This is a genomic window from Frankia sp. CeCAU1 (assembly GCF_977971845.1).
Genome location: NZ_CDWWXA010000142.1, coordinates 1 through 11,033, shown reverse-complemented (window position 1 = coordinate 11,033; position 11,033 = coordinate 1). Strand labels below are relative to the sequence as shown.

Sequence of the window (11,033 nt, the reverse complement as noted above, 5' to 3'; positions counted from 1 at the left end):
GCCCTAACCCCACCCACAAGCCGAAAACCACCCGGCCGGCAACACCGGCCGGGCCTTCGGCCCGCCCACCCACACCATCACCGAACTCTTACCGTCGGGAAGTTCGCCCTCGCCGCATTCATTCTCACCGAGGAATGGATTTAGGAAAGCTAACTTTGAAAAGGCTCAGAGATTGAAAAGGCTCTATGCTGCAACCGTCGGCACGCCCACCTGACCCGGTTCCACACCGAGATCACCCGCACGCTCAACCCGCCACGGCGCCACCGCACCTGCCCCCGCACCGTCAAACGCCCCCGCCACAACAGCTACCGCGTCAAGAAACCCGCCTCGACCCGCCACCCCGGCCCGCCGACGATCCGGCTCCACCCACTCACCCCGCGCGCAGCATGACCAGACCCCGGCAAGATCAAACTACGCTTCACGGCATTGCCCCTTGTGGTGGCCTTCACGGCATTCTGTGCGATACGACAGAGCTGTCGTCTCCTGCGCTCACGGGAGCCGGGGACGGCGGGATAGCGGCGCGAACCCGGGTCCGCTGCGCCATGAGGACGGTGCCGCCGACACCGAGGCCGACCAGCAGCATGATGCCGTTGAGTTCCTCGTCCAGCAGCACAGTGGCGAACAGCATGGTGAGAATTGGCTGGAGCAGCTGGATCTGCCCGACCTTGGCGACCCCGCCCGAGGCGAGCGCGCGATACCAGCAGAAGAAGGCCAGCAGAGAGCTCCCCACTGCCAGATAGAGGAAGGCCGCAAGCGTGCGCCACGTCAGCGTCGCGTCGGCGGGGATGCCGGTGACCAGCACGATGACAAGTACGGCGGGGAACCCTACGATCAGCGACCAGCAGGTGACGAGCCAGCCGGGGGCTTCGCGGGAGAGCACGCCCCCCTCCGCGTATCCCATGGCGCACAGCAGCACTGCCAAGATCATCTCCATGTCGCCGGGACCGAACCGGGTGTCCGCGCCCAGGGCCAGGTACCCGGCGATAAGAGCGGTGCCGGTGCCGCACCACAGCCAGAAGATCACCGTGGGCTTCTCTCTGGCCCGCGTCACTGCCATCACGGCGGTGGCGGCGGGTAGGAAGGCGATCATCACGGCCGCATGACTCGCGGAGACGGACTTGAGAGCGTGCGCGGTCAGCAACGGGAAGCCGACGACCGACCCGGCCGCGACGACGACGACCGACGGGAGTGAATGCCTGGGCGGGAACACCGGACGGTGCAACACCACAAGCAGCGCCACCGCGATCAGCGCTGCCAGCAAGGCCCGCCCGGGACCGACGAGTTCCGGGCCGAACGCGGGAACGGCATACCGGGTGACAGGGAGGGTCAGGCTGAAGCCAACCACGCCCGCGAGGCCTAGTCCCAGTGTCCCCAGCCCTCCGCCGGTGCCGGTCCGGCCGTCCTGGCCGTTGTCACTACCCGCGTCGCCCATGCGTATCCCTTACTGTGTCAGCGCATTTCCGAAATAGTCCTTGAGTGCCATAACCAGGTCGGTTTTCTCCCAAGGGAAGGCTTCGTCAAGCCGACCGAAGTGACCGTACGTCGCCGTTGACAGAAACGGGACCTTACGCAGTTCCAGCCGCTCGATCATGGCCTCCACCCGGAGGCTTACCAGCTCCGGCAACGCCTGCGCGACCTGCGCCGCGTCGACCGCGCCGGTGCCCAGGAAATCCACGTCCACCCATACGGGCAGCGGCTCGCCGATGGCGTAAGCCAGACCGACCCGGCAACGGCAGGCCAGCCCGGCGGCCACGAGGTTCACCGCCACGTGCCGGGCAGCGTACGCGCCCGAGCGGTCAACCTTGGTCGCATCCTTGCCCGAGCAGCATCCGCCTCCGTGGCCTACCAGCCCGCCGTAGGCGTCCACCATCAGCTTGCGGCCGGTCAGCCCTGCGTCGGCCGAAGCGCCACCCACCACGCAGGTGCCCGCCGGATTCACGTAGACCCGGGAAGGCGCGACCCCACGCTCGCACAGCGCCGGGCCCACCAGTTTTTCTGCTACCCTCCCGGTCACCTCGTCTAGCCCTAGTGCCGCGTAATTAACAGATCTTGGTTTGCTTATCGTTCACTCCATCCATCTCCGTCGATCTTGGTCTTGGCGTCGATCGAGTCGCAGATGATCGAAAACGGGTCGACCGTGGCGAGACGCGTGCCGGTCATTTCTATTTACGGAAGATTGATCCTGAAATCGATGTCAATTATGCGCGCACGCGAGACTGGGGCGATCGGTGTCGCGGCGGCCGACCGGGGTCGCGGAAGCCAGTCAATGATCAAGAGAATCTGCCAAGTCGGACTTTATCCAGAATTGTTGGCGAGTAGGCCCTTGAAATCCCTGTGGATTTGCTCAACCTCGGCAATGATCTCATCTGCCGTGGCATTCCAGTCGAACGGCGCCGCGTTTCGGTTCCAGTGGTCGACGAATCGGTATATTGCCATGACGAGGTCGTGCACCGAGACGAACACACCCCGCTCCAGCACCTTTCGGTGCAGGATTCCGAACCAGTTCTCCACCTGGTTTAACCACGAACTCCCCGCAGAGGTGTAATGGAAGACGAAGTTCGAGTGCTCGGCCAGCCAGTCGTCAACGTCCTCGCCCGAGTGGACGGAGGCGTTGTCGAGGATGACGCGGACCTTGGGCGCGCCCTCGTAGTCCGCCGCGACCTCGTCCATGAAGTCCAGGAAATCCTGGGTGCGGTGCTGGGCGAAACAGCCGGCGCTGACCCATCCGGTCCGGGTGCCGAACACGGCGAACAGGTCGGTGGTGCCCCGCCTCCTGTAGTCGTGGGTGCTGGTAGCCACATGATCGGAGCTAGCGGGCCGTGCGGGCTGGGTCCGCTCCAGCGCCTGCACCCCGGGCTTGTTGTCGATCGACAGCACCTCGGCATCCTCGGGAGGATCAAGGTAGAGGTTGACCACGTCACGGGTCTTGTCCTCGAAGACAGGGGTCCACCGACAGTTTGAAGTTCCGCCGCCGGTGCGGCTTTATGCCGTTCTCCCGCCACAGCGCGGCGACGAAGCCATGGGACACGGAGATACACTCTCGGCGCCTCAGATAATTCGCCATCTCGTAGGTTGACCAATGGCTCAGTCCGGTTTCCTCGGGAGGGGTCTGCTTACTCAAGGCCAGAATGCGTGCCCGGTCGCGTCCCGACACCTGCCACGGCCCGCCCGGGGATTTCCGACTGTCCAAGCCCGCCAGCCCCTCCTGGTCGTACCGGGCCAGCCAGGTGCGCACGGTCGTCGTCGACACCTCCACGATAGCTGTTTCCGATACCGAGTATCCCTGGTCCCGCAATAGCACCATACGTGCGCGTGCGGCCGGCGACCGGTCGTACCCGCTCAGGCCAGCCAGTACCTCGAGGCCGCCACTCTCTTCGTCTGTCAGCATCATAGCAAAATTGTCCCTCCGCTATTTCTGTGTTACAAGACGGAGGAACCAACTAAGATCTTCTCGTTACGCGGCACTAGCTCGGCGGGATGCTGCGCCGATACTACCACCACGGCTTGGTGTCCGCTCCTCTCCCCGGCCGCGGTGCCGGCTGTTAGTTGCACCTGGACTTTGCCGTCCGGCCCGAGCAGTCTGGCGCCGTGGTCATCGCGCGTATTGCTAATGCGTCGCGCGATCTCGTGGGCGAGAACGCAACTGAGCGGTATCCGTTCCGGCGTCTCGTCGGTCGCATAGCCGTAGACGATGCCAGAGTCCCCGGCGCCACCTTGATCGACACCGTTGGCGATCTCCCTTGACTGGCGGTCCAGCAGAAAGCGGATCTCACAGCCCTCCGCTTGTACGGCGGTCGACTCGGCGGAATGCAGGGCCATACGGGCTCCTTTATAGATTTGATACGGCGGATGTGCGAACACCGCTGCTCGCAACGGCGTCCAGAACGACGGCGCGCTGTTGTGCCGGGCCGACGCTGATCCGTACGCAGTCGGCCATACCCGGTGCAGTCAGGTGCCGTACGAAGACTCCGAGGGCCCTCAGACTGTTCGTGAGATGCTCGGCCACAGCCGGGGCGACCAGCCGCACCGTCACGAAGTTCGTATGGCTGGGCAGCACGGTGAAACCCAGTTCGCTCAGGGCCGTTGTGTAATGCACCCGTCCGGCGGCGGTCTCCTTGAGAATCCGGGTGAGGTGCTCTTCGGCGGCGAGCGCAGCGAGCGCAGCGGCCTCAGCCACCCGACCCACCACATAGTGCTCGGCTCCGTCCCCCAGGGTACGGATCAGCTGAGGATTGCCAACCGCGTAACCGATGCGCAGCCCGGCCAGTGCGTACGCTTTGGAGAATGTCCGCAGCCACAGCATGCGACGGACTGTCACATCTTTGGCGGCCAAGCGGGAGGCGGGGTCCTGGTACTCCGCATACGCGCCGTCCACGACCATCAGGGTGCGGTCTGGCAGCGCGTCCGCCATAGCCAACAAAGCCATTCCGCCCTGCAAGGCACCTGAGGGGTTGTCAGGGTCGGCGATGTAGACAACGTCGGCTCTGGTCCGGTGCGCACACCTCACCAGCTCCCGCGGATCCGGCGCGGCCGACAGGTACGGCACCAAGTGAACGTCCGCTCCTGAGGCTCGGGCGAAGTAGCCGAAGGTCGGATAGGTGGCCTCGCTGGTCACGGCAGTACGACCAGGGCCCAGAAAGGCGCGGCTGATCTCGCCGAGCAGTCCGTCGGCGCCGGAGCCGACCCGGATGCCGTCCCGCGAAACCCGGAGCAGGCTGGCCAGCCGCTCGCGCAACGCGAAGTGGTCGCAGTCGGGGTAGCGGTGGGCCTCTGCCGCCGCGGCGGCGACGGACTGAACCACCTCGGAGGCAGGCCCGAACTCGTTCTCGTTGGTGCTCAGTCGTTCACGAGCCCGGCGGCCGATAGCACGCTCTGTCATCTCTAGGGAAGGAAACGGATTCTCCACCGTCCGCGCTCACCCGCTCCGGTCCGCTGCCCGCTCCGGGGCTGCCGCGCTGCCGATGTCGCCCAGGTCAAGACATTCAGCGAGATACTCGTTGTAGCGACGCATGGCGAGCATGCGCAGCGCCCCACCGATGATCATCTCGATGCCCGCATCAGGCTCCGCGGCCACGATGGGCAGAATAACGCCATCCAGCCACTCAGGCCCGTGCTCTGCGTCCCCTTCTATATGACTGTAGAAGAACTCGAAATCCTTTTCCCCGCTATATCCGTGCCGTTCCAGGCCTTTGACGACCGCAGCATCGCGATCCACGTCGAACAACTCAGGCATGGCAAGGCTACCGAGCGCCTTGAAGTAGTGCATGCGGTTGCAGGCGAGCAGGAAGTACAAATTGTGGCCCGCGTAGGGCCGCCAGTCCTCCCACGGCGGAACGACCGGGAGCGAGAGGGCTAGAAAGCGCAAGCTCCGGGTGAACTGAAGAGTGTGCGCGTTGCGTTGCGTGCCCTCACCGCACTCGTCCCACATGTGATGGCCGATCTCGTTCTTAACCGTCTCCATAAAGTGCGGCTGAGCCAGTACGAGTGCGTCGTAGAAGCGGTAGTTGAGATAGCCGTCGGCCTGGATGAAGCGAGCGAGTTGGTCCAGAGAAGCCCACTCGGCCAGACAAATTTCGACCGCACGATCCAGTGCGTTGCGTTCTTTGGCTTCCGTAAGGAACCAGTTCCGGACGAACTCCGCCCGGGTGGCGTCCGCGAGGGGCGGGAGCCGATCGGTGATCTGTTCGATGTCGGCGCGCAGCACTGCGTCCTCGTAGATCCAGCGAAACGCGTTGAACCAGGCGCTGCGCTCGTGGGCGGCCGTGCCAAGCGGGTGGCCGAGCAACGTCTCGTAGACCGTATACGCGCTGCGGTGCACATCGAGCAGGGAATCCTGGTCGCCTTCCCGCAGGCCGAGGTCGAGGTGCTCGCGGAGTGCGGCCAGCAAGGAGCGGTGGTTCTCGCGTAGGTCCAGGGGTTCCACCGGGCCGCGCAGGCTCTCGTTCAGCAAGCTTTCCACCGAACCCTGTGGGGCTTCCCCGGCCATGCGCATTACCCCGGCACGGGGCGGGATGCGTTCCAAGGACAGATCTTCGATCACGGCATTCCTCTCTTGTTTCCCAGGTGTCTTAAGTCGTCGTGGACGCCGCGTCGTCGAGGCGTACGGGCATACGCAGCGTGGCGAGCAGTTCGTAGAGGCTCAGGCCCAGCTCCGCCCCGGCATCCTGAGCGGTCCGCGGTAAGCCGCGGCTGTCCGGCTCGGCTCCGATGAAGGTCATCCAGTCGCCGGGGCGCGAGTCCCTTGCATCAGTCACGTCAAACTGGGTACAGTCCATGCCAGGCCTGCCCACCATCGGACAGCATTGTCCGTTCAACCGCCCTGTGAACCCCGAGGCGGCCCCGGACAAACCCCGCGAGAAGCCGATGGCCACGGAGGCGACGCGGCGGCCGGGCACGACGGCGGCGGTACGGTCGTAGCCGAGCCCCTCCTGACGGGTGATCGTAATGACCTCGAGCACCCGGGCCCGTACGGTGATGGCCGGGCGCAGCCTATGCAGACCAGACCCATTCCAACCGGGCAGGTCTTGGCTGCCCGGGACGAGCAGTCCGTAGAGCCCAATGCCGGGTCGTATCCAGTCGGTGCCGTGCAGCGCTGTCGGGTGCAGTAGCCCGTGGGTCGCGGCGAGACTGGCGTCGATGTCCGCGCCCAGCGCTGCACGCGCCCTGCCCAGCCGGGACCGGAACGTCGCGGCCTGCTCAGCGGTCTCCTGTGCATCGTGGCCTGAGCTGGATAGGTGGGCGAAGAACCCTGTCACGTCGACGGCGGGGCGGGCCTGCCGCAGTCTGTCGAGCACGGTGTCGAAGTCCCGCTCCTCGCGCGGCCCAAAACGGTTGAAGCCGACGTTGGCCCGGAGCCACACGGTGGCAGGTACGCCGAGGCGTCGTGCCACGGCAAGGTGACGTTCCGCGTGCCCCGCCGTGGCGACGGAGGGCGTCAGCCGGAGCCGGGCACATGCCTCCGCGTTCTCGGCGACGTCGACGTCCATGACGAGAATCGGCGCGGCAATACCGTGCTCCCGTAATTCGACGCCTTCGGCGACGGTGTCCACGGCCAACGCATCGACGCCGGATGCGATCAGCAGCTCGCTGACGACAGGTGCTCCGAGACCGTACGCGTCGCCTTTGACAACGGCCATGATTCGCTGGCCGGCCGCGACCGAACGCAGGATGGCCACGTTATGGCGTACCGCCTCGGCAGCGACAATCTTCTCCAGCCGCTCTGCGGCCAGCCGAGCCGGAGACATGCGTATCGCGGTCTCGCTCATGCGGGATCCAGGTCCGGATAGTGGACGCGCTCGCCCTGCCAGTTAACAAGCTCCAGCACCCGGAAACCGTTGTCGTCGACAGTGTGCCGGGGGTAGCCCTCCGTGGAGTCAATCTCCACCAGAGGCACGGTGTATTTGCCTGTGGCGTGCGGCAGTACGTACTCGGGGACGGCCGGGTTGGAAATGTACCGCTTCAGCGATCGAACGAGTTCCACCCCGCGTTGGACCGGGACACGGAAGCATTCCGCCTCCGGACTGTGCGGCATAAAGTGGTAAAGGTAGCCGGCGTGGACACCCCGCTGATACAGCCCCATACACAACCGGCGTAGGATGACTGGATCGTCGTTGACTCCCGCCAGCAATGGGACGTTGGCAAACACGATGGGCACGGCTTCGTGTAGCCGCTGGACCGCAGTATCGAACTCGGGACTGAGCTCGTGGGGATGCGTGATGTGCAGGCCAACTGCGATCACACCATGACGGGCCAGCACCAGGGTGAGTTCAGAGTCGACGCGGTAGGGGTTGAACGTCAGCGCACGGGTGTGTATGCGCAGTATCAGATCCGGACGGGCTTCTCTCGCCTCGCCCAACACGCCGTCTATCTGCTCGTTGCTGTGCATGAGCGGCTCGCCACCGCTCAAAATAACCTCCTCGACCTGCGGGTGCGATCGAAGGTAGGACAGCGTGGCTTGCCAATGGCTGCGGTCGAAGCTCTCCTTGGACGATTCCTTATCGAGCGTGCGCAGCGCCTCATAACAGAACTGACAATAGGCATGACAGACATTCGCGTAGCGCACGATCAGGCGATTGTCGTACTTGTGTTGCGCAATGGGTGTCACCATCTCATGCGCGAGCTCCCAGTTCTCGGTCTTCCCATCGTACCGGTATGGATCTTCGCCGCTGTCGTCGCCCAGCGGGGCGACCTGCCTCCACAGCGGATCCTCTGGGAGCGGTACGCCGCTATCTGGATCCTTGCCGATAAGACTCAAGTAGTACGGCGTCACCTGAAACCGCTTGCTGCCGTTATGGCGCTCGATGCGCTCCAGTAACTCCCGGTCGCACCGCGGGAAGTATTGCTCGAACTGCCTTGCTGTCCGTACCGCGTTGCGTTGCTGCCACATCCAGTCGGTCCAGGCGTCGCTGGCGGTGTTCTGCATAATGAGCCTTTCCCTGTAAGGATCGGTTGCGGCGAGTAGCCACAGCGGCGTGGGGCTGTGGTGGTCGTCAGGTGGTGCGACGGTGCTCGATCAGGGGTCTAGTACTACAGCGACACCTCTCGGCGTGTCGGCGGCGACACGCCGAGATGGCGCTCGACCGAGACTGAAGATCCATCACAAAGACGCAGGTCGCGGCGCTGGCGCATCTGTTGATCACAGCACCTGTTGCTGTAGTACTAGCGTGACGTTGCGCAGGGCGCGGAAAGTCATCGTGAGCAGGGCGTTCGCGCGTTCACCGACGGCCCGTGGCGCGGTGTGGACCTGGTTGTGCTTCTTGTGGTTGTCGGAGAGAGTCTCGTTCTTGGGCTTCTTGTACGGCACGGCTACCTGGTCCTGTAACCCCTCGTAGCCGAGATCGATGAGGACCTCGCCGCCGTCGGCAACCCACGCGGCCAGGACGGGCAGCGCGCGGAAGCGCACAGCGCGGCGGTGTCGTGCTCCCCGGCCGAGGCGGACGTCGCAGACCCACAGCGGCCAGCCGTCGTCCGGGGCGGAGACAACCTGAGTGTTGCCGCCGTGGTCGTGAACCTCGGCGGACCACCAGAGACCGACGCCGCGGGTAGGGCCGGGGGCCGGCGACCGGCCGGTCTCGATCATCGAGCCATCGACGAGGACGTGGCCGTAGCTGGCGGCCTTCGCCGCGAGTACTGTAGTGCGCGCAGGTCGGGGTTTGCCAGACCAGCACCGCGACGCCCTCGTGCGGGCAGCGGTAGCCCACGGACCCGCCGATCCGGGGTGTCCGTGGTCAGGTGTTTCACCGGCGTGCCGTTGCAGAACCAGCGCAGCACGAACACGGTTTGTTCCCAGCAGGTGAGCGCGCGGGCACCCTTACGGGTACCGCGCCGCTCCCGCTCCGCGGCCAGCAGCGGGGCCAGGCGCAGGACGGTGCGCTCGCCGAGGGGCAGCTCGGCGGCATATGTGACACTCATAGGAGGCGCGGGGCCTCTTGGAAGATGATCTGTCGTAGGATTTCTTCCTACCGAGGCCCCGCATTTCGCCTTCCACTGCCCCACGACCGCCCTCATCCAGCACGACCCGCAACCATGGCAGAAGGTAGCTGGCCGTTACCGAGAATGGCTCAATGGCGTCGCTGGACATCCTGCTCTCCTCTGGATATGGGTTGAGGGGGGCGGCGCGGTCAGGCCACGGCAAGTGCGGAGGTGACCCGAACACCGATGATCATCTGGCGTACTGCTTCCGCGGCCCGTGCCCGCAGTTCGGACATAGACTCCACCGAGTAAAAGGCCGCGTGCGGACTGAGCAATGCCTGTCCGTGGCTGCGCAGCCATTGAGGAATCTCCGGCTCTCCCTCAACCACGTCCAGGCCGACGCAGCCCGGCCGCTCCTCGGCAAGGGCGTCGCGGAGGGCGGAGATGTCGATCAGCGCGCCCCGCGCCGTGTTGATCAGGATCGATCCTCGCTTCATCCGGTGCAACCGCTCCGCGTCGAGCAGATGGCGGGTCTCCGGAGTAAGGGGCACATGCAGGCTTACAGCATCGGATTCCTGGAGCAGTTCATCCAGATCATGCCGGCGCTCGACATTGAGGGCCTTCTCAATGCCGGGGTGGTTGTACGGGTCGTGGAAGGCTACCCGCATGCCGAATGCCGTCGCCCGTCGCGCCACCGCGAGCCCGATGCGGCCTAGTCCGACGACTCCCCACGCCATTCCCCTCAGTCGGCGTGCAGCGCCGATCGCACGCCAGTCCCACTTGCTTTCGCGCACATGCTCCTGCAGGCCCTGCAGCCGACGTGCCAGGTTGAGGAAGAGCGCTAGGGTGTGATCGGCGACCTCCTCAGTACCATAATGGGGGACGTGGTACACCGGAATGCCGTTAGCCCGGGCCGCGTCGGTGTCGATATGGTCGTATCCGACGCTCGCACACACGACAGCGCGGCAGGTCTTGTTTCGCTCGAAGAAGGCTGTGTCCAAGGAAACGCGATGCCAGAGAATGATGTATTCAGCGTCGAGATCGTATAGCCGATAACGCTCTTCGTCTGCGAGGATCAATGGACGAACCAGACCCTCTGGCGCGATGATCCGCTGTTCCAGTTCAACTGTGTCGACGTATCCCGCGCCGGGAGCGTCGACGACGACGACGGACGGATTGACTCGGTACATGGGCTTGGTTCCCGTAGCCGCGCTGGTGCCGATCACGTGACTCCTTCCGTGTGTGCCATGCATCGTCCGCCTCGCTCGGGATGATGTCGCAGTCGAGGACGGGGATACCCGGTGTTCCAGCGAGTCTCACGTCAGCAGAAATTCTGTTTTTCGCAGCATCGAATATATCCCGATATTCGAAAACGAGAATCTCCGGATTACGTCACCACGCTAGCATGAGATCTCGCAAGGTGTGTGACATTTTGCGCGTATCAATGCGTTAATCTTAAGAGGTGCCACCACTGGGTGTCAACCCCAGAGTGAATTCAACCGGTCGTCGCAACACCTCGATCCGGAGGTGCGTGAGTAAACATTCACCTGCTTTATCGATCTTGCTGTGGGTGACGGTTCACGGGCATGGCTGTGGGCCGCGCCGGGCGGGGTGGTTGGGGT

At 64.5% G+C, this 11,033-nt stretch carries 12 protein-coding genes; all 12 read right to left on the bottom strand.

The genetic code is table 11. The features are described 5' to 3' along the window. Window positions 1-445: 445 nt before the first annotated feature. Window positions 446-1,432, bottom strand: a complete 987-nt coding sequence (locus tag AC08OO_RS19590; RefSeq protein ID WP_476611185.1) for a DMT family transporter — start codon at window positions 1,430-1,432, stop codon at window positions 446-448. A gap of 9 nt (window positions 1,433-1,441) precedes the next feature. Then, a complete protein-coding gene (locus AC08OO_RS19585; RefSeq protein WP_476618865.1) occupies window positions 1,442-1,987 on the bottom strand; it encodes a methionine adenosyltransferase domain-containing protein in 546 nt (181 codons plus the stop codon). A 308-nt stretch (window positions 1,988-2,295) separates the two neighbouring features. Continuing rightward, window positions 2,296-2,916 carry an IS630 family transposase gene (locus tag AC08OO_RS19580; protein WP_476611187.1) on the bottom strand — a complete coding sequence of 207 codons (621 nt, stop codon included), beginning with the start codon at window positions 2,914-2,916 and terminating at the stop codon, window positions 2,296-2,298. A gap of 1 nt (window position 2,917) precedes the next feature. Then, window positions 2,918-3,391 (bottom strand): helix-turn-helix domain-containing protein, encoded by a 474-nt coding sequence (locus tag AC08OO_RS19575; RefSeq protein WP_476611188.1) that lies wholly within the window; start codon window positions 3,389-3,391, stop codon window positions 2,918-2,920. Window positions 3,392-3,420: 29 nt separating this feature from the next. After that, window positions 3,421-3,819, bottom strand: coding sequence for a hypothetical protein (locus AC08OO_RS19570; RefSeq protein ID WP_476611189.1), 399 nt, complete (start codon window positions 3,817-3,819; stop codon window positions 3,421-3,423). A gap of 10 nt (window positions 3,820-3,829) precedes the next feature. Next, the gene (locus tag AC08OO_RS19565) at window positions 3,830-4,879 is read right to left on the bottom strand and encodes an aminotransferase class I/II-fold pyridoxal phosphate-dependent enzyme (RefSeq protein WP_476611190.1); all 1,050 of its coding nucleotides are present in this window, start codon (window positions 4,877-4,879) and stop codon (window positions 3,830-3,832) included. Between the two features lie 36 nt (window positions 4,880-4,915). Next, window positions 4,916-6,040 (bottom strand): iron-containing redox enzyme family protein, encoded by a 1,125-nt coding sequence (locus AC08OO_RS19560; RefSeq protein WP_476611191.1) that lies wholly within the window; start codon window positions 6,038-6,040, stop codon window positions 4,916-4,918. 28 nt (window positions 6,041-6,068) lie between these two features. Continuing rightward, a complete protein-coding gene (alr, locus tag AC08OO_RS19555; protein ID WP_476611192.1) occupies window positions 6,069-7,265 on the bottom strand; it encodes an alanine racemase in 1,197 nt (398 codons plus the stop codon). Further along, on the bottom strand, window positions 7,262-8,422 hold the full coding sequence (locus tag AC08OO_RS19550) for a KamA family radical SAM protein (RefSeq protein WP_476611193.1): 1,161 nt from the start codon (window positions 8,420-8,422) through the stop codon (window positions 7,262-7,264). The genes alr and AC08OO_RS19550 overlap by 4 nt, the downstream gene beginning before the upstream one ends. Before the next feature lie 213 nt (window positions 8,423-8,635). Then, window positions 8,636-9,079: a transposase family protein gene (locus AC08OO_RS19545; RefSeq protein ID WP_476611194.1), complete on the bottom strand. Its 444-nt coding sequence runs from the start codon at window positions 9,077-9,079 to the stop codon at window positions 8,636-8,638. After that, entirely contained in the window at window positions 9,076-9,411 is a 336-nt protein-coding gene (locus AC08OO_RS19540; protein WP_476611195.1) for a hypothetical protein, read from the bottom strand. The genes AC08OO_RS19545 and AC08OO_RS19540 overlap by 4 nt, the downstream gene beginning before the upstream one ends. 209 nt (window positions 9,412-9,620) lie before the next feature. Then, window positions 9,621-10,637 carry a C-terminal binding protein gene (locus tag AC08OO_RS19535; RefSeq protein WP_476611196.1) on the bottom strand — a complete coding sequence of 339 codons (1,017 nt, stop codon included), beginning with the start codon at window positions 10,635-10,637 and terminating at the stop codon, window positions 9,621-9,623. Between the last annotated feature and the right edge of the window lie 396 nt (window positions 10,638-11,033).

Coding starts and splice junctions, on each gene's coding strand:
- AC08OO_RS19590 (WP_476611185.1), bottom strand. CDS start 1,432: ATGGGCGACGCGGGTAGTGACAACGGCCAGGACGGCCGGACCGGCACC.
- AC08OO_RS19575 (WP_476611188.1), bottom strand. CDS start 3,391: ATGATGCTGACAGACGAAGAGAGTGGCGGCCTCGAGGTACTGGCTGGC.
- AC08OO_RS19570 (WP_476611189.1), bottom strand. CDS start 3,819: ATGGCCCTGCATTCCGCCGAGTCGACCGCCGTACAAGCGGAGGGCTGT.
- AC08OO_RS19565 (WP_476611190.1), bottom strand. CDS start 4,879: ATGACAGAGCGTGCTATCGGCCGCCGGGCTCGTGAACGACTGAGCACC.
- alr (WP_476611192.1), bottom strand. CDS start 7,265: ATGAGCGAGACCGCGATACGCATGTCTCCGGCTCGGCTGGCCGCAGAG.
- AC08OO_RS19550 (WP_476611193.1), bottom strand. CDS start 8,422: ATGCAGAACACCGCCAGCGACGCCTGGACCGACTGGATGTGGCAGCAA.
- AC08OO_RS19545 (WP_476611194.1), bottom strand. CDS start 9,079: ATGATCGAGACCGGCCGGTCGCCGGCCCCCGGCCCTACCCGCGGCGTC.
- AC08OO_RS19540 (WP_476611195.1), bottom strand. CDS start 9,411: ATGAGTGTCACATATGCCGCCGAGCTGCCCCTCGGCGAGCGCACCGTC.